Annotated in this window: 13 protein-coding genes and 1 pseudogene; 3 read left to right on the top strand and 11 right to left on the bottom strand. The window is 74.4% G+C overall.

Annotation, left to right across the window (positions count from 1 at the left end):
• Positions 1-4: 4 nt before the first annotated feature.
• The 3 genes from ACWH4W_RS30230 to lipB form a co-directional block, all read right to left on the bottom strand.
• Positions 5-205, bottom strand: coding sequence for an SCO2195 family GlnR-regulated protein (locus ACWH4W_RS30230; protein ID WP_473078981.1), 201 nt, complete (start codon positions 203-205; stop codon positions 5-7).
• A gap of 280 nt (positions 206-485) precedes the next feature.
• Complete coding sequence (lipA, locus tag ACWH4W_RS30225; protein ID WP_473078980.1) at positions 486-1,451, bottom strand: lipoyl synthase; 966 nt, start codon at positions 1,449-1,451, stop codon at positions 486-488.
• A 72-nt stretch (positions 1,452-1,523) separates the two neighbouring features.
• On the bottom strand, positions 1,524-2,366 hold the full coding sequence (lipB, locus tag ACWH4W_RS30220; RefSeq protein ID WP_473078979.1) for a lipoyl(octanoyl) transferase LipB: 843 nt from the start codon (positions 2,364-2,366) through the stop codon (positions 1,524-1,526).
• 287 nt (positions 2,367-2,653) lie between these two features.
• Between lipB and ACWH4W_RS30215 the strand changes: the two genes are divergently transcribed.
• Positions 2,654-4,117 carry an NsdA family TPR-like regulatory protein gene (locus tag ACWH4W_RS30215; RefSeq protein WP_473078978.1) on the top strand — a complete coding sequence of 488 codons (1,464 nt, stop codon included), beginning with the start codon at positions 2,654-2,656 and terminating at the stop codon, positions 4,115-4,117.
• Between the two features lie 432 nt (positions 4,118-4,549).
• Here the strand turns inward: ACWH4W_RS30215 and ACWH4W_RS30210 are convergent, their stop codons facing one another.
• The 3 genes from ACWH4W_RS30210 to ACWH4W_RS30200 form a co-directional block, all read right to left on the bottom strand.
• The gene (locus ACWH4W_RS30210; protein WP_473078977.1) at positions 4,550-5,965 is read right to left on the bottom strand and encodes an NAD(P)/FAD-dependent oxidoreductase; all 1,416 of its coding nucleotides are present in this window, start codon (positions 5,963-5,965) and stop codon (positions 4,550-4,552) included.
• Positions 5,966-6,214: 249 nt separating this feature from the next.
• Positions 6,215-7,117 carry a TIGR01777 family oxidoreductase gene (locus ACWH4W_RS30205; RefSeq protein ID WP_473078976.1) on the bottom strand — a complete coding sequence of 301 codons (903 nt, stop codon included), beginning with the start codon at positions 7,115-7,117 and terminating at the stop codon, positions 6,215-6,217.
• 578 nt (positions 7,118-7,695) lie between these two features.
• On the bottom strand, positions 7,696-8,880 hold the full coding sequence (locus tag ACWH4W_RS30200) for a MarP family serine protease (protein WP_473078975.1): 1,185 nt from the start codon (positions 8,878-8,880) through the stop codon (positions 7,696-7,698).
• A 212-nt stretch (positions 8,881-9,092) separates the two neighbouring features.
• Here ACWH4W_RS30200 and ACWH4W_RS30195 point away from each other — a divergent pair, with 212 nt between their 5' ends.
• Positions 9,093-10,007: a peptidoglycan recognition protein family protein gene (locus ACWH4W_RS30195; protein ID WP_473078974.1), complete on the top strand. Its 915-nt coding sequence runs from the start codon at positions 9,093-9,095 to the stop codon at positions 10,005-10,007.
• The gene (locus tag ACWH4W_RS30190) at positions 10,004-10,180 is read left to right on the top strand and encodes a hypothetical protein (protein ID WP_365415829.1); all 177 of its coding nucleotides are present in this window, start codon (positions 10,004-10,006) and stop codon (positions 10,178-10,180) included. Before ACWH4W_RS30195 ends, ACWH4W_RS30190 begins: the two co-directional genes overlap by 4 nt.
• 28 nt (positions 10,181-10,208) lie before the next feature.
• Here ACWH4W_RS30190 and ACWH4W_RS30185 read toward each other — a convergent pair.
• The 5 genes and pseudogenes from ACWH4W_RS30185 to sucB all read right to left on the bottom strand — a co-directional run.
• A pseudogene (locus ACWH4W_RS30185) lies at positions 10,209-10,316 on the bottom strand (DUF4240 domain-containing protein); the annotation flags it as partial.
• A gap of 140 nt (positions 10,317-10,456) precedes the next feature.
• Positions 10,457-11,443 (bottom strand): helix-turn-helix transcriptional regulator, encoded by a 987-nt coding sequence (locus ACWH4W_RS30180; RefSeq protein WP_473078973.1) that lies wholly within the window; start codon positions 11,441-11,443, stop codon positions 10,457-10,459.
• Between the two features lie 74 nt (positions 11,444-11,517).
• Complete coding sequence (gene aceE / locus ACWH4W_RS30175; protein ID WP_473078972.1) at positions 11,518-14,220, bottom strand: pyruvate dehydrogenase (acetyl-transferring), homodimeric type; 2,703 nt, start codon at positions 14,218-14,220, stop codon at positions 11,518-11,520.
• A 358-nt stretch (positions 14,221-14,578) separates the two neighbouring features.
• Positions 14,579-15,202: a GntR family transcriptional regulator gene (locus tag ACWH4W_RS30170; RefSeq protein ID WP_473078971.1), complete on the bottom strand. Its 624-nt coding sequence runs from the start codon at positions 15,200-15,202 to the stop codon at positions 14,579-14,581.
• Positions 15,203-15,419: 217 nt separating this feature from the next.
• Positions 15,420-17,240, bottom strand: coding sequence for a 2-oxoglutarate dehydrogenase, E2 component, dihydrolipoamide succinyltransferase (gene sucB / locus ACWH4W_RS30165; RefSeq protein WP_473078970.1), 1,821 nt, complete (start codon positions 17,238-17,240; stop codon positions 15,420-15,422).
• Between the last annotated feature and the right edge of the window lie 26 nt (positions 17,241-17,266).

The following is a 17,266-nucleotide window of genomic DNA, read 5'->3' as shown; positions in this document are numbered from 1 at the left end:
GGGCTCAGCCGTGGGTGATCACGTTCTGGTCGAGGACGCGCTGGGCCTCGACCCGGTCCCTGGCGCGGCGGCGGTCCTCCAGCACGGACGTCCAGGCGTTGCGCCGGGCGGTGCGCTGGCCGCTGCTCATCAGCAGGGACTCGACGGCGCGCAGAGCGGTGGTGAGGGACGGGATGGCGGTGGCGCGGACAGGCGCGGCCTGCATGGTGACGGTCTCCCTCGATGCCGGCGGGCGATGGCGGTGTGTGCGGTGGTACCAGGCTCACTGCCTGGTGTTACCAGGGCGTGACCGACCGGTCAAACAGGCATGAAGTCCTCGCGCCGGGGCCTCGGACGCCGACGCGGCCCCGGCCTGTGCCCTCAACTGGGAGGACGGCCGGGGCCGCGTTCTCTCGGCCACTACCCGCCGGTAGGGCCTTGTGCGTGAATTCACAGCATGACGGCGGGGGGGCGGGGCAGCCCCCGCGGTGCCTCCGCCGCCGTGCTCAGACCGCCTGGGAGGCGACGAACGCGCCGCGCTTCTCGATCGCCATCCGGTACAGCCGGCCGGCCCGGTACGAGGAGCGGACCAGCGGGCCGGACATCACGCCGGAGAAGCCGATCTGCTCGGCCTCCTCCTTCAGCTCCACGAACTCCTGCGGCTTCACCCAGCGCTCCACGGGGTGGTGGCGCACCGAGGGGCGCAGGTACTGGGTGATGGTGATCAGCTCGCAGCCGGCGTCGTGCAGCTGCTTCAGCGCCTCGCTGACCTCCTCGCGGGTCTCGCCCATGCCGAGGATCAGGTTGGACTTGGTGACCAGGCCGACGTCACGGGCCTCGGTGAGCACCTTCAGGGAGCGCTCGTAGCGGAAGCCGGGGCGGATCCGCTTGAAGATCCGGGGGACCGTCTCCACGTTGTGCGCGAACACCTCGGGACGGGAGGAGAAGACCTCCGCGAGCTGCTCGGGGACCGCGTTGAAGTCGGGGGCCAGCAGTTCGACCTTGGTGCGGCCCTCGGCGCGGTCCGCGGTCTGCGCGTGGATCTGGCGCACGGTCTCCGCGTACAGCCAGGCGCCGCCGTCCTCCAGGTCGTCGCGGGCGACGCCGGTGATGGTGGCGTAGTTCAGGTCCATCGTGACGACCGACTCGCCCACGCGGCGCGGCTCGTCCCGGTCCAGCGCCTCGGGCTTGCCGGTGTCGATCTGGCAGAAGTCACAGCGCCGGGTGCACTGGTCGCCGCCGATGAGGAAGGTCGCCTCGCGGTCCTCCCAGCACTCGTAGATGTTGGGGCAGCCGGCTTCCTGGCAGACGGTGTGCAGACCCTCGCTCTTGACCAGGTTCTGCATCTTGGAGTACTCGGGGCCCATTTTCGCCCGGGTCTTGATCCACTCGGGCTTGCGCTCGATGGGGGTCTGGCTGTTGCGGACCTCCAGGCGCAGCATCTTGCGTCCGTCGGGTGCGACTGCGGACACGACCGGCTCCTAGCGATTGATTCTTCGGCGTGGTCAAGCGTACGCCCGTCGATGTGAATGCCCGGAGGGCCCTCAGGCGCCGGACGGGCCGACGGCCGCCGGCGCCTTCCCGACCGCCCTCGGCGTCGGTTCGGCGTTCTCGAGCACGTCCTTCAGGTGGCGCTCCACGACGGGCAGCACGTCCTGGATCGTGAGGTCGCGGCCCAGCTCGTTCGCCAGGGAGGCGACGCCCGCGTCGCGGATGCCGCACGGGATGATCTTGTCGAACCACTTGTTGTCGGGGTTCACGTTCAGCGCGAAACCGTGCATCGTGACGCCCTTGGCGACCCGGATGCCGATCGCCGCGATCTTGCGGTCCTCGCGGCGCTGGCCGGCGTTGGAGGGGGCGTACTCCGGGCCGTTGAGCCGGGGGTCGAACTCCTCGTCGTGCAGTCGCGGGTCGAAGTCCAGGCAGAGGCCTCCCCCGGCCTTCGACCGGGGGGACCCCCACGCAGGGCGCCGCTCGACCGGGTCGCCCAGCACCCACACCCCGCTGCGGCCCTCGACCCGGGTGGTCTCCAGGCCGAACTCCGCGCAGGTGCGGATCAGCGCCTCCTCCAGGCGGCGGACGTGCGCGACCACGTCCACCGGGCGGGGCAGCTTCTGGATCGGGTAGCCCACCAGCTGGCCCGGCCCGTGCCAGGTGATCTTGCCGCCGCGGTCCACGTCGATGACGGGGGTCCCGTCGAGGGGCCGCTCGCTGTCCTCGGTGCGCCGCCCGGCGGTGTAGACGGGCGGGTGCTCCAGCAGGATCACGGTGTCGGGCACCTCGTCGGCGAACCGTGCGGCGTGCACCCGGCGCTGTTCGTCCCAGGCCACCCGGTAGTCCACCGCCTCGTCGCCGAAGCCCATCCGGACGAACCGCACCTCACTCACGGCAAACGCCTCCCTCGAAGGTCGTCAGGCGCGAAACGCGCCCACGCCACTGTACGACCGTTCGACACTCCTCCGACCGGCGGCCGTCGGCGGTCGGCCGCCGGAGGGCCGCCCGTGCCCCGCTCGTCAGCTTCGAACCAATCCTCACACGATCGGATGAATGCCGGTCAATCTCTGCGACCGAGTGCTCACGCTCCGCTACATTCGCGCCGACCGCACGGCCATAAGGGCTGCTCACAGGCAATCCGGACAGGGCAACAGCCGGAAGGCAGGAGACCGCACCGCAGATGACGGAACGACCCGCGCAGCGCACCCCCAACCGCCAGCTCGCCGCGCTCATCGCAGAAGCGGGGTTCTCCAACGCGGGACTCGCCCGTCGCGTGGACCAGCTCGGTCTCGAACACGGGCTCGACCTGAGATACGACAAGACCTCCGTCACCCGCTGGCTGCGCGGACAGCAGCCGCGCGGCACGACCCCGGCGCTGATCGCCGAGGTCTTCACCCGGCGCCTCGGACGCCGGCTCACCGCCCAGGACCTCGGACTGGACGCCTGCGCGCCGGTCTACGCGGGGCTGGAGTTCGCGGCCACCCCCGAGGAGGCCGTCGACATCGTCAGCGGGCTGTGGCGCAAGGACTCCGGCAGCCACGCCGAGCTGCGCAAGATCGCGTTCACCTCGGCGGGGCTTGTGGTGCCCAGCCGGGACTGGCTGATCGGGCGGCCCGACGAGAAGGTGGCCCGCGCCGAGCCGGTACGGGTGCCCGCCCAGGGCCGCTCGCCGGCGCGGCCCGTGACCCCCGCCGAGACCGCCGCCCGCCGGCGCGGGGCGGCCGACCGCGCGCCCGGCCACCGGGTCACCGGGGGCGACATCGCCGCGCTGCGCTCCGTCGGCGAGCTCTTCCGCACCCTCGACGACGCGTACGGCGGCGGGCACGCCCGCCAGGCCCTCGTGCGCTACCTGGAGCACGAGCTGGAGCCGATGCTGCGCGGCGCCTACGGCGAGCAGACGGGCCGACGGCTGTTCGCCGCCGCGGCCGACCTGACCCGGCTGGCCGGCTGGACCTCGTACGACATCGCCGCGCACGGGCTCGCCCAGCGGTACTTCGTCCAGGCGCTCCGGCTGGCCCAGGCCGCCGGCGACCGGGCGTACGGCGCCTACGTCCTGGTCACCATGAGCCGCCAGGCCGTCTACCTCGGTCACGGGCGGGAGGCCGTGCAGCTCGCCCGGGTCGCCCAGCAGGGCGTGGGCAGCTCGGTCCCGCCCGCCGTCCAGGCCCTGCTGCACGCCGCCGAGGCACGCGGGCACGCGGTGCTCGGCGAGGTACGGGCCGGCACGGCCGCCCTGGTCCGCGCGGAACGCGCGCTGGACGCGGCACGGCCCGGCGACGAGGTGCCGCACTGGGCGCGCTCCTTCGACGAGGCCCAGCTCGCCGACGAGTTCGGCCACTGCCACCGGGACCTCCAGCAGTTCCGCGCGGCGGCCCAGCACGCCGAACGCTCGCTGCAGCTGCGCGCGCCGGGTCACGCCCGCAGCCGCCTGTTCTGCCGCGTCGTCCTCGCCACCGCCCGCCTCGGGCTGGGCGAACTCGACCAGGCCTGCCAGCTCGCGGCGGAGGCGGCCGCCCAGGCGGCGGAGATGCGTTCGGTCCGCGCGGTCGAGTACGTCCGCGACTTCGAACGCCGCCTGGAGCCGTACCGCGACGCGGCCCCGGTCCGCACGTACCGCGACAGGGTGGCGACGGCGTTCGTCTGAGGGGGCGGGGACTTCCCGGGTCGCGGGGAGACAGCCCCCACCCGGCTTCCGGGGCGGGGGTGTCACCTCGCGGCCGGGACCCTGCACGGCGTGCTCACGGCTTCCGCCCGGTGCGTGGTGCGTGTGCGGGCATGGGGCCGCCGGCGCGGAGCACGGCCGCCGCGTCGCGCAGGACGCGAGGCGGCTCCCGGGGCGGACCGGATGCGGCACGGAGGAGTCGCCGACCCGGGCCGCGGGACGCGCGCCGCATCCCGGGCGGGGAGGCGCCCAGCCGGTCCGGGAGCGTGCCGTGCGAGGCCGTGCGGTGTTCCGAGCGCCGGTGCGGGTGCCGGGCGCGTCCTTGCTCAGGGGGCGTCTGAGGTGGAAGGCACCCGCCGAGGGTGTGTTCACCGTCGGCGGGCGCCGGTTCGTGGGGTCCGTCCGGGGCGGGGGTCAGGCTGCCCGGACTGTGGGGACGGGGTCGGCCGTGTGCATCGGACGGCCTGCTCCCAGGTCGGTCAGGAGGGCGGTGGCCGCGCGGTCGGCGGAGCGGAGGGCGCCCTGGACCGTGCCGCTGTCGCGGTGGTCGCCGCAGACGTACAGGCCGGCCAGGAGCCGTACCGGACGGTGCAGGTCGTGCGGCGGGCGCATCGCCGGGACCGCGTCGGCGGTGTGCCGTACCGCCAGCGTCTCCCACCGTGCCGTCGGCACCCCGTACAGCCGCGCCAGGTGCGTGCGCACGGCCGTGTCGGTGTCCGCCGTGGCCGGGCCGAGGACCGTGGAGGTCACCAGCGTGCGGGCGGCCGGGGCGCGGGAGGGGTCTACCGCGCTGACGAGCGCCGTGTGCGCCACCGGCCCGCCCCGGTCCGCGTCCAGCAGCAGCGAGGTGCCCGTGCCGGGCGGCTCGTCGGTGGTGTGGTGCACCACCGTCACCGGATGGAAGTCCGGCACCCGCAGCCCCGGCAGCAGCTCCGCTGCGGCCCGCGCGCCGGTCGCGACCAGCACCGCCGCGCACCGGAACTCCCCGTGCTCCGCGGTGGTCACCGACGTCGTCGACACGGAGGTGACCCGCACCCCCGTGTGCACCGTGCCCGGCGGCAGCGCCCGCGCCAGCAGCCGCGGCAGCGCCTCCGCCCCGCCCTCCGGCAGACACAGCCGTCCGCTCGCGAAGTCCCGCAGGGCGAGGTCCGCCGGCCTGCTGGACGTGGTGAGCTCCGGGTCGCACAACAGGGCGGCGAGCAGGGGGCGCAGGAAGCCGTCGACGGTGCGGGCGGGCAGGCCCCGGCCGTGTAGCGCCTCGGCGGCGGTCGTCTCGGGGCGGGCCAGCAGCCGTTCCGCCGACGTGCCCGCCAGCCGGTTCAGCGCGGCCCCCAGCCGGGCCTGGTCCAGCGCCGTGCCCAGCGGGGCGCCGCCCCGGTTGCGGGGCGCGGACACCTGCCGCCCGGGCACCGCCGCCGGCCTGCGCGGCCCCGGCAGGGGGGCGTTCGCCAGGGCACGCACCGCGTGAAGCGCGCCCCTCGCGTTCCTCGCGCTCCGTGCTCCCCGTGCGCGCCGGGCGCCCGCCCGCGCTCCGGCGCGATGATGTCGCCCGTCGCTGTGCAGCAGGACACCGGGCGCGAACGGCCGCAGGACCAGGCCCTCCAGCCCCGGGGTGACGTGCAGTTCGGCGCATGCCGTCGACAGCAGCCGGCCGACTCTGTCCAGACGGAAGCCGTCGACCTGCTCGGTCGCCATGCGGCCCCCCACCTCATGGGCGGCCTCCAGGACGACGGTGGACAGTCCTGCGCTGGTCAGTCGTCGTGCCGCGGAGAGTCCGGCCACCCCGGCTCCCACGACGACGACGTCCGCCTGGTGCGTGGGCTCTAGCACGTGCCCCTCCTCGAGGTTGCGCGGGCGCTGGAGACGTCATGCCCTCAACAGGCCCCAGGGATACCCGAGTTCGGCTCGAGGTTAGGTCCGTGTCCGGTCGCCGGGTCAGGCGCGCACGCACCGTGCACGGGCGCACGACGGTCGCATACGCGCCCCGTACGGGCGCGATCCGGTCGCAGAGGGGTCAGGGGAGGTCGCTGCCCGGCGCCGTCAGCTCGCGTCCGTGCGCGGTCACCCCCACGGCGTCCCTCACAGCGCCGCCCTGACCGCCCCCTCGATCCGCGGGAAGGCGAACCGGAACCCCGACTCCAGCAACCGCGTGGGCAGCACCCGCGCGCTGCCCAGCACGTCCCCCGCCATCTCGCCGAGCACCGTCCGCAGCACCGGCGCCGGCACCGCGAACACGGCGGGACGCCTGAGGACGTGCGCCATCGCCGCGGTGATCTCACGGTTCGTCAGCGGCTCGGGGGCCGTCAGGTTGAACGGCCCGGACAGCCCCTCGGTGTCCAGCAGATGCCGCAGCGCCGCCACCTCGTCGTGCAGCGCGATGTACGACCAGTACTGCCGCCCGTCCCCGAGCCGCCCGCCCAGACCGGCCCGGAACAGCGGGAACAGCCGCCCCCACGCCCCGCCGCCGCGCGCCACCACCAGGCCGGTGCGCGCGAACACGGTCCGCACGCCCGCCTCCCGGGCCGGCGCCGCGGCGGCCTCCCAGTCCACGCACACCTCCGGCAGGAACCCCTCGCCCGGGGGCGCGCTCTCGTCCACCGCCCGGTCGCCGGTCTCGCCGTAGTAGCCGATCGCGCTGCCGTTCAGGAACACCCGCGGCCTGGCGTCCTCAGGCAGCCCGGCGACCGCCTCGGCGAGCGCGGTCGTCCCCCGCACCCGGCTGGAGCGGATCAGGTCCTTGTACGCGTCCGTCCAGCGCCGGTCGCCCACCCCGGCGCCCGCCAGGTTCACCACCGCGTCGCACCCGGCGAGCCCCGCCGCGTCCACGGAGCCCCGCCCGGGGTCCCAGCGGACCTCGTCCGCCGACCGGGGCGCCCGGCGCACCAGCCGCACCACCGTGTGCCCGTCCGCCGTCAGCGACCGCGCCAGGGCAGAGCCGATCAGTCCGGACGCCCCGGCCACCGCGATCCGCGCATGTTCCATGGCGTCCATCCTGCCCCGGCCGCACGGGAAATCACGGTGGGGACGGCACGTGGAGTCGCGGAGTGACGCGCATGCCGGAACCGCTCACGCGTCCCCCCCCGCCCCGACGACGAGGACGCCCTGGCCCGTCCGGACCGGGAGACCTGGTCACCGCTGCACGAGGTCAGGCCGGCGTCCGGACCCGACGAGCCCTTCTTCCGCCCGACGCGCGGCCCGGACGCCCCTCTCGTCGCCGAGGACGACGGACGGCTCGTGGGCTGCGTCCGGCTCGCCCGGCCCACCGCCCTGCCGTCGTCCCACGCGCACGTGCTGCGGATCTGCGGCCTGGCCGCCGCGACGGGAGGCCCGCGGCACGGGCGCCGGCCGGGCGTCGGTGCGGGCCGCCCGTCGCCGGGGCCCGTCGCCGGGGAGCGCGCCGGATCACCCTGCCGGTCCTCGGCCCCCACACCGTCGCCCGCACGCTGTACGCGTCCGAGGGCTTCGCGGTGGAGGACGTGCTGCCCGGCGGGTTCCACCTCGGCGGCCGTCACGCCGACGCCGTCCACAGGGGGCGGAGCCTTCTCTGACGGCGGCTCCCGCTACGACGCCACCGGCCGCCCCGTGTCCACCGCCGTGGTCGCCGTGGCCGCCCGCGCGGCCTCGTCCGCCACCTCGTCCGCCGTCAGCACGTACCCCGTCTCCACGTCCGAGGTGGACCGCGCGAACACCACCCCGAACACCCGCCCGTCGGTGGTCAGCAGCGGACCGCCGGAGTTCCCGGGCCGGACCGTGGAGCGGATCGAGTAGATCTCCCGGGTGACCGGGGCGTCGTTGTAGATGTTCCGCCCCCGCGCCTGCACCCGCGCCGCGACCGTCGCCGCCCGCAGATCCAGGTCGCCGTCCTGCGGATAGCCCGCCACCACCGCCGCCGCGCCCCGCCCGGCGTCGTCGTCGAAGGCCAGCACCGGCGCCCGCAGATCCGGTACGTACAGCACGGCCACGTCCGTCCGCGGGTCGAACAGCACCACCCGCGCCTCGTACGCCCGCCCGACCCCGCCCACCCGCACGGTGGGCTCGTCGATGCCCGCCACCACGTGCGCGTTGGTCATCACGCGCTCCCGCGCGTACACGAACCCGCTGCCCTCGCGGCCCTGGACGCCTGCCACCCCCTCGACCTTCACGGTGCTGCGCCGCGCGGCACGGGTGGCGGCCGCCGTGACGTTGTCCCCGGTCGGCGCGGCGACCTCCGCCGTCGACTCGTTCTCGAACGGGTTGAACACCTGCGGGAAACCCGCCTCGGTCAGCGCCGAGGTGGCCCGCGAGAACCAGGCCGGCGTGGTGTCCGGCATCGCGTCCTGCACCGCGCCCAGCAGCCGCGAGTCCCGGATCGCCGACGTGACCAGCGGCGACGAGGACGCGCCCAGCACGCTCGCCGCCACCCACGCCACGATCAGCACCGCCACCGCGTTCGCCGCGGCCCCGCCGACCCCGTCCGCCACCCGCAGCGGGCCCCGGTCCAGCTCCCGGCGCAGCCGCAGCCCCAGCCGCCCCGCCAGTTCGTGCCCCACCACGGCCGGCAGCAGCACCGTGACCACCGCCGTCACCGTCGCCCGCGTCGTCCCCGGCGTCACCAGGTCCATCACCCACGGCAGGATCCACACGCCGACGACCGCGCCGCCCACGAAACCGGCCAGGGACACACAGCCGGCGACCAGTCCGCGCCGGTAACCGGACGCCGCATAGGCCAGGACGACCAGCATCAGCAGAATGTCGAGCAGCTCCACGCACGCCGCCTTTCTCTCGGGACCGCCGACCCTCAATACGGGGCCCGGGGGCCCGATGATCAGCCACGCGCCGTCCGGACGCGGGGAGAACGCCCGCGAGGCGCGCGTGCACCGGGGAGAACGTCACGCATCGGGACGATGGTTCCACCGGTCGTCCACCGACTGGCAGAGCAGATGTCGCGTGCTTCGCCGGCCGCACCCACAGTGAGACCATGCGTGTCCCCAGGAGACCGCGCGGCGCGCGGAAACCCCGCCCGCCCCGGATACCCGGCGGGCCCGGCCGCACGCGGCTGCCCCGGGCGGTCACCGCGCCCCTCGGTTTCGTCCCGGGCGCGGCCGCCGCCGTCGCGCTGGTGCTGAGCGCCCAGGGCGTGGAACGGGCCGCCGAGTCCGACGCCCGGGCCGCCGTCCGTCCCGCGCCCGTCTTCCACGCGCCCCGGCCGGACATCGTGCCGCGCGCGGCATGGATCGGCGACGCGGCCCGCGACCAGCCCCCGCCGCGCTACGACGACCAGGTCGTCGCCGTGTTCCTGCACCACACCGACTCGCCCAACGGGTACGACTGCGCCGACGCCCCCGGCATCATCCGGGCGCTGTACGAGGGGCAGACCCAGGGGCGGGACTGGGACGACCTCGGCTACAACTTCGTCGTCGACCGCTGCGGCACCGTCTACGAGGGCCGCGCGGGCGGCGCCGACCGCCCCGTCACCGGCGCCCACACCCAGGGCTTCAACCACCGCACCGCCGGCATCGCCGCCCTCGGCACCTTCACCGAGGGCGCGGAGGTACCGGACGTGATGCTGCGCGCGATCGCCGCGGTGACCGCCTGGAAGCTCGGCCCCTCCGGCACCGACCCGCGCGCCGAGGTGCGGCTGGTCTCCAGCAACGGCGGCAGCCGGTACGCGGCCGGCACCACCGCCACCCTGCCCGCCGTCGCGGGGCACAGCGACGGCTACATGACCGACTGCCCGGGCGCCGCCCTGCACGCGCGGCTCCCGGAGATCAGGGACCTCGCGGCCCGTCTCCAGGGCCGCGACGCCGGAACCGGCCCCGGCCGGGGCACCGGCACCGACACACAGCGCGTCACCGCGACAGGCGACGCACGGAACGAAGAGCTGAGCCCATGAGCGACACCCCTGACCGAAGTACGACCTGGGCGGACGCCCTGCGCCGCCCCTGGACCGCGCTGTGCGCCGCGGCGGCCGTCGTCCTCGGACCCGCGGCCTCCACGGCCACCGCCCTCATGCAGGCCAACGCGGCCCCCCTGCGCCACGCGCCGAGCCCGCACCGGCGCCTGTGACCGGCGCCCGGCGTCCGCGCCCCGCGGCTCAGTCCCCGCGGAACCTCTCCCACAGCCGCGGGTAGCGCGCGGCGAGCAGCGCCTCGTTCCCGAGCCCGAGCGGCGTGCCCTCCGGCTCCGCCGGAGCCGGAGGGAGGCCGGGACCGGACATCACCGGCCCGCGCCCCTCCAGGGGCGCGGGGAACCGCGCGAACGGGGCCCGGGGGCGAAGCCCCCGGGGACGGGAAGGGAAGGGGCGGAGGGGGCGAACGAACCGAACGCGCGCCCTCAGCCCCCTCACCCCCGGTACAACCGCACCGACCGCTCCGCCTCGGAGGCGAAGAACTCCCGCAACGACACGGGCTCCACCACCTCCGCCTCCGCACCCAGCGCGGTCAGCTGCACCCGCGCCACCTCCTCCGACTCCACCGGCAGCCTCACGGTGACCCACTCACCGGCGCGGGGCTCCGCCACCCCTTCCAGCGCCTCCCGCGCGGACACCGGGTCCACCGCGTACGGCAGCCTCCGCATCCCCTCCGCCGTCAGCCGCACCACCACGTCCGCCCGCAGGATCGACCGCGCGAACTGCTCCGCCCGCTCCTCCCAGAACGCGGGCAACTCGAAGTCCTCCGCCCGCTCGAACCGCTCCTCTCCCGGCTCCACCGCCGTGAACCGGTCGATCCGGTACACCCGGAAGGAGTCCCGCCCCGCGACCCGCGCGCACAGGTACCAGACGCCCGCCTTCAGCACGAGCCCGTACGGCTCCAGCTCCCGCTCCACCTCGCGCCGCTGCCCGCCCGCCCCGCGCCGGTAGCGGGCGGTGATGCGCCGGTCGTCCCACACCGCGTCCGCCACGGCCGGCAGCAGCTCCGGCGTCTCCGGCTCGCGGAACCAGTTCGGCGCGTCCAGGTGGAACCGCTGCGCGGCCGTCCGGGAGGCGTCCCGCAGCGACGGCAGCAGCGCGGCGGACACCTTCAGCCGGGCCGCCGAGGCCGCGTCCTCCAGGCCCATCTCGCGCAGCGCGCCCGGCACCCCGGACAGGAACAGCGCCTCCGCCTCGCCGCGGGCCAGCCCCGTCAGCCGGGTCCGGTACCCGCCGACCAGCCGGTAGCCGCCGATCCGCCCCCGGTCCGCGTACACCGGCACGCCCGCCTCCGACAGGGCCTGCGCGTCCCGGGTGACCGTCCGCTCCGACACCTCCAGCTCCCGGGCCAGTTCGGCGGCGGTCATGGAGGGCCGGGACTGCAGCAGCAGCACCATCTTGATCAACCGGGCAGCACGCATGCGCCCATCATGCAAGAGGCCCCCGCCGCCCCGCGCGCACGCGTGACGACGGGGGCCTCCCCGCACCTCGAGCCCTACAGGCCGTACTTCTCCCGGGCCTCCTTCACCGCGGTGGCCTGCACCTCGCCGCGCCGGGCGAGCTGGGCCAGGGCCGCGACGACGATGGACTCGGCGTCCACGCCGAAGTGGCGACGGGCCGCCTCACGGGTGTCCGACAGACCGAAGCCGTCGGCACCGAGCGAGGTGTAGTCCTGCTCGACCCACTGCGCGATCTGGTCCGGGACCTGGCGCATGTAGTCGGACACCGCCAGCACCGGGCCGTCGGCGCCCTGGAGCGCCTGCCGGACGTACGGCACCCGCTCCTCGCCGCGCAGCAGGGCCTCGTCGGCCTCCATCGCGTCGCGCCGCAGCTCGGTCCACGAGGTGGCGGACCACACGTCGGCGGCCACGCCCCACTCCTCGGCGAGCATCGCCTGCGCCTTCAGCGCCCAGTGGATCGCCGTGCCGGAGCCCAGCAGCTGGATGCGCGGGGCGTTGGCGGCGGGGGACAGGCCCGCGGACTCCGCCGTGTTGAAGCGGTACAGGCCCTTGACGATGCCCTCGTCGATGCCGGCCGCCTGCGGCTTCGCGGGCTGCGGCAGCGGCTCGTTGTAGACCGTCAGGTAGTAGAAGACGTCCTGGTCCTCGCCCGGCTCCGCCTCGCCGAACATCCGGCGCAGGCCCTCCTTGACGATGACCGCGATCTCGTACGCGAACGCCGGGTCGTACGTCAGGGCGGCCGGGTTGGTCGCCGCGATGACGGGGGAGTGGCCGTCGGCGTGCTGGAGGCCCTCACCGGTCAGCGTGGTGCGGCCCGCGGTGGCGCCGACCAGGAAGCCGCGGCCGAGCTGGTCGCCGAGCTGCCACATCTGGTCGCCGGTGCGCTGCCAGCCGAACATCGAGTAGTAGATGTAGAACGGGATCATCGTCTCGCCGTGCGTCGCGTACGACGTCGACGCGGCGATGAACTCGGCCATGGCGCCGGCCTCGGTGATCCCCTCGTTGAAGATCTGGCCGTTCTTGGCTTCCTTGTAGTACATCAGCTGGTCACGGTCGACCGGCTCGTACGTCTGGCCCATCGGCGAGTAGATGCCGAGGGACGGGAAGAGGCTCTCCATGCCGAAGGTGCGCGCCTCGTCGGGGACGATCGGCACCCAGCGCCTGCCGGTCTCCTTGTCGCGGACCAGGTCCTTGACCAGGCGGACGAACGCCATCGTGGTGGCCACGTTCTGCGAGCCGGAGCCCTTGTCGAAGGCGGTGAACGCCTTGTCGGCGGGGAGCGGCAGCGGCGCGACCGGGTGCACCCGGCGGGCCGGGGCGGGACCGCCGAGGGCGGCGCGGCGCTCCTGGAGGTAGCGGACCTCGGGGGAGTCGGCGCCCGGGTGCGCGTAGGGCACCACGCCGTCGGTGAACCGGGAGTCCGGGATCGGCAGCTCCAGGCGGTCGCGCATCGCCTTGAACTCGTCCACCGTCAGCTTCTTCATCTGGTGGTTGGCGTTCTTCGAGGCGAAGCCCTCACCGAGGGTGTGGCCCTTGACGGTCTGCGCCAGGATCACGGTCGGCGCGCCCTTGTGGGAGAGCGCGGCCTTGTACGCGGCGTACACCTTGCGGGACTCGTGGCCGCCGCGGGAGAAGTGGAAGCACTCGAGGATCTTGTCGTCGCTCAGCAGCTTCGCCATCTCGACGAGCGCCGGGTCCGCGCCGAAGAAGTCCTCGCGGATGTAGGCGGCGTCGCGCGTCTGGTACGTCTGCACCTGTGCGTCCGGCACCTCGCGGAGGCGGCGGACCAGCGCGCCCGTGGTGTCGAGCCGGAACAGCTCGTCCCAGGCCGAACCCCACAGGGTCTTGATCACGTTCCAGCCGGCGCCGCGGAACTGGGCCTCCAGCTCCTGCACGATCTTGAAGTTGGCGCGGACCGGCCCGTCGAGGCGCTGCAGGTTGCAGTTGACGACGAAGGTCAGGTTGTCCAGCTGCTCACGGGCGGCCAGGGTGAGCGCGGTCGTCGACTCGGGCTCGTCCATCTCGCCGTCGCCGAGGAACGCCCACACGTGGGAGTCGGAGACGTCCTTGATGCCGCGGTTGGTCAGGTAGCGGTTGAAGCGCGCCTGGTAGATCGCGGAGATCGGGCCGAGGCCCATCGACACGGTGGGGAACTCCCACAGCCAGGGCAGGCGCCGCGGGTGCGGGTAGGAGGGCAGGCCGTTGCCGCCGGCCTCGCGGCGGAAGTTGTCGAGCTGCTCCTCGCTGATCCGGCCGTCGAGGAAGGCGCGGGCGTAGATGCCGGGGGAGGCGTGGCCCTGGATGTAGAGCTGGTCGCCGGAGCCGTCCCCCTCCTTGCCGCGGAAGAAGTGGTTGAAACCGGTCTCGTAGAGCCACGCGGCCGAGGCGAAGGTGGCGATGTGGCCGCCGACGCCGTACTTGCTGCCACGGGTCACCATCGCCGCCGCGTTCCAGCGGTTCCAGGCGGTGATGCGCTGCTCCAGCGCCTCGTCGCCGTCCACGGCGGGCTCGGCCGCGGTGGGGATGGTGTTGACGTAGTCGGTCTCGAGCAGCTTGGGCAGCGCGACGCCGGCGCCCTCGGCACGCTCCAGCGTACGGCGCATCAGGTACGCGGCACGGTGCGGCCCGGCCGCCGCGGCAACGGCGTCCAGGGAGGCCTGCCACTCGGCGGTCTCCTCGGGGTCGCGGTCCGGGAGCTGGTCGAGCTCGCTCGGCTGGATGGCGTTGGGGTCGGTCATGTCGCCGCCTTCCTCAGTCGAAGGGGGTGCCCTCAAAGGGTTCGGGGGTGCCCTTGGTCTTTGGCAGGACAGGGCTGCGGACTTCGGTGGAAGTCCGCAGGCGACAATAACTCCGTGATCGATGATCGATCAAAGGGTTGAGGGGCAAAATCTCTTGATCTGGAGAAAGTCGGCACGGGGTGCCTCCGGCGGTGGCACGGGGTGACGGAATGATCTGGGCGTTCGCCCAGGTGAGATGGGGTGTGCGCCGGCGAGCGCGGGACGCTTCGGAGGTGTGTCGACCGCGGGCCGGTGGGGGCCTTTTCGCGTGGTTCCCCGCACTCCCTCAGGGGCGCGGGGAACCGCGCGAAACGGTTGTTCAAGCGCGCGGGGCACACCCCAGCACGTGCGCCTTGACCAGTTCCGCGATGCGCGGGTCGCGCCGGCGGAACGCCGCGACCAGCTCCTCGTGCTCCTCCGCGTAGGACTGCTGCACGGTGCCCAGCCACCGTATCGACAGCGCCGTGAACACCTCGATCCCCAGCCCTTCCCACGTGTGCAGCAGCACCGAGTTCCCCGCCGCCCGCACCAGCTCCCGGTGGAACGCCACCGTGTGCCGCACCTGCGCGGTCCCGTCGGACAGCCGGTCCGCCTCGTACAGCGCGGCCACGTGCGGTTCCAGCGCCGAGCAGTCCTCCGCCAGCCGCCCCGCCGCCAGCTCCGCCGCGATCGCCTCCAGACCGGCCCGGACCGGATAGCTCTCCTCCAGGTCGGCCGCGGTCAGGTTCCGCACCCGCACGCCCTTGTTCGGCGCCGACTCGATCAGCCGCAGCGACTCCAGCTCGCGCAGCGCCTCCCGCACGGGCGTCTGGCTGACCTCCAGCTCGGTCGCGATGCGCCGCTCCACGATCCGCTCGCCCGGCTTCCAGCGCCCGCTGATGATCCCTTCCAGGATGTGCTCGCGGATCTGTTCGCGCAGCGAGTGGACGACGGGCGCGGTCATGACGGGCTCCTTAGCGGGGCCCGCGGGCCCCCGGGGGGCTTTGACGAATAGACAATACGGCCGGGAGCCCGCCCGGGTGGGGCGCGCGGGGGCGCTCTCGCCCAGGTGAGACGAGACTTACACGCCCCATGTGACGGTGCCCCCGTCCGGAAGCCGCGAGGGCTTCCGGACGGGGGCACCGAGGGACCTGATCAGCGGTCCGTGGTCACCGCCCGGTTCACAGACCGAGCTCGACCTCGAACTCGCCGGCCTCCAGGATCGCCTTGACCGCCGTCAGGTAACGGGCCGCGTCGGCGCCGTCCACCAGGCGGTGGTCGTAGGAGAGGGTCAGGTAGGTCATGTCGCGGACGCCGATGACCGTGCCCTCCTCGGTCTCGATGACGGCCGGACGCTTGACCGTGGCGCCGATGCCGAGGATCGCGACCTGGCCCGGCGGCACGATGATCGTGTCGAAGAGCGCGCCGCGCGACCCGGTGTTGGAGATGGTGAAGGTCGCGCCCGAGAGCTCGTCCGGGGTGATCTTGTTGCCGCGGACCTTGCCCGCCAGCTCCGCCGTGGCCTTGGCGATGCCGGCGATGTTGAGGCCGCCGGCGTTCTTGATGACCGGGGTCATCAGGCCCTTCTCGGAGTCCACCGCGATACCGATGTTCTCGGTGTCGAAGTAGGTGATGGTCCCCTCGGCCTCGTTGATCTTGGCGTTGATGACCGGGTGGGCCTTCAGCGCCTGGGCCGCGGCCTTGACGAAGAACGGCATCGGGGAGAGCTTGACGCCCTCGCGCGCCGCGAACGCGTCCTTGGCCCGGGCGCGCAGCTTCATCAGACGGGTGACGTCGACCTCGACGACCGAGGACAGCTGGGCCTGCTCGTGCAGGGCCTTGACCATGTTGTCGCCGATGACCTTGCGGATCCGCGGCATCTTCACGGTCTGGCCGCGCAGCGGGGACGCCTCCAGCGCCGGGGCCTTCTTCGAGGCGGCCGGAGCGGCGGCGGCCGGGGCCGGCGCGGCGGCCTTGGCGGCCTCGGCGGCGGCGAGCACGTCCTGCTTGCGGATGCGGCCGCCGACGCCGGTGCCCTTGACGGTGGACAGGTCGACGCCGTTCTCGGCGGCGAGCTTGCGCACCAGCGGGGTCACGTAGGCGCCGTCGTCCGAGCCCTTGGCGGCGGCCGGGGCCTCAGCCGCGGGAGCCTGTGCGGCCGGAGCCGGAGCCGGAGCCTGGGCGGGAGCGGGCGCCGGGGCGGCCTGCTGCGGAGCCGGAGCGGCCTGCTGCGGGGCCGGGGCGGCCGGGGCCGGCGTGGGCTCCGGAGCCGGAGCCGGCTCGGGCTGGGCCGGGGCCGGCTCGGGCTGCGCCGGGGCGGCCGGGGCCTCCTGGGCGGGGGCGGCGGCCGGAGCGGCGCCGGCCTCGCCGATGACGGCGAGCTTCGCGCCGACCTCGGCGGTCTCGTCCTCGCCGACCACGATCTCCAGCAGGGTGCCGGAGGCGGGGGCGGGGATCTCGGTGTCGACCTTGTCGGTGGACACCTCGAGCAGCGGCTCGTCGGCCTCGACGGTGTCGTCCACCGACTTCAGCCAGCGGGTGACGGTGCCCTCGGTGACGGACTCGCCGAGCGCCGGCAGGACCACGTCGGTGCCCTGCGCGGAACCGCCGCCGGACGCGGCCTCGGCGGTGGGCGCCGGGGCCGGGGCGGGCTGCTCGGTGGACGGCTGGGCCTGCGGCTCCGGCTCGGGGGCCGGCGGGGCGGCCTGCTCGGCGGCCGGGGCCTGCTCGGCCGCGGGGGCCTGCTCGGCCGCGGGGGCGCCGGAGCCGTCGTCGATCAGGGCCAGCTCGGCACCGACCTCGACCGTCTCGTCCTCGGCGACCTTGATGGAGGACAGCACGCCGGAGGCGGGGGCCGGGATCTCGGTGTCGACCTTGTCGGTGGACACCTCGAGCAGCGGCTCGTCGGCCTCGACGCGCTCGCCCTCGGCCTTCAGCCAGCGGGTGACAGTGCCCTCGGTGACGCTCTCGCCGAGCGCCGGAAGGGTTACGGAAACCGCCATGGTTTCGGTTGCTCCTTAGAAGTGCG

The organism is Streptomyces sp. DSM 120436 (assembly GCF_055778765.1).
Note: the sequence above shows the minus strand (reverse complement) of the source record. Positions and strands in the feature narration are given on the sequence as shown.

Coding starts and splice junctions, on each gene's coding strand:
- ACWH4W_RS30230 (WP_473078981.1), bottom strand. CDS start 205: ATGCAGGCCGCGCCTGTCCGCGCCACCGCCATCCCGTCCCTCACCACC.
- ACWH4W_RS30205 (WP_473078976.1), bottom strand. CDS start 7,117: ATGGAACATGCGCGGATCGCGGTGGCCGGGGCGTCCGGACTGATCGGC.
- sucB (WP_473078970.1), bottom strand. CDS start 17,240: ATGGCGGTTTCCGTAACCCTTCCGGCGCTCGGCGAGAGCGTCACCGAG.
- ACWH4W_RS30170 (WP_473078971.1), bottom strand. CDS start 15,202: ATGACCGCGCCCGTCGTCCACTCGCTGCGCGAACAGATCCGCGAGCAC.
- ACWH4W_RS30180 (WP_473078973.1), bottom strand. CDS start 11,443: ATGCGTGCTGCCCGGTTGATCAAGATGGTGCTGCTGCTGCAGTCCCGG.
- aceE (WP_473078972.1), bottom strand. CDS start 14,220: ATGACCGACCCCAACGCCATCCAGCCGAGCGAGCTCGACCAGCTCCCG.
- ACWH4W_RS30215 (WP_473078978.1), top strand. CDS start 2,654: ATGACGGAACGACCCGCGCAGCGCACCCCCAACCGCCAGCTCGCCGCG.
- ACWH4W_RS30195 (WP_473078974.1), top strand. CDS start 9,093: ATGCGTGTCCCCAGGAGACCGCGCGGCGCGCGGAAACCCCGCCCGCCC.
- ACWH4W_RS30190 (WP_365415829.1), top strand. CDS start 10,004: ATGAGCGACACCCCTGACCGAAGTACGACCTGGGCGGACGCCCTGCGC.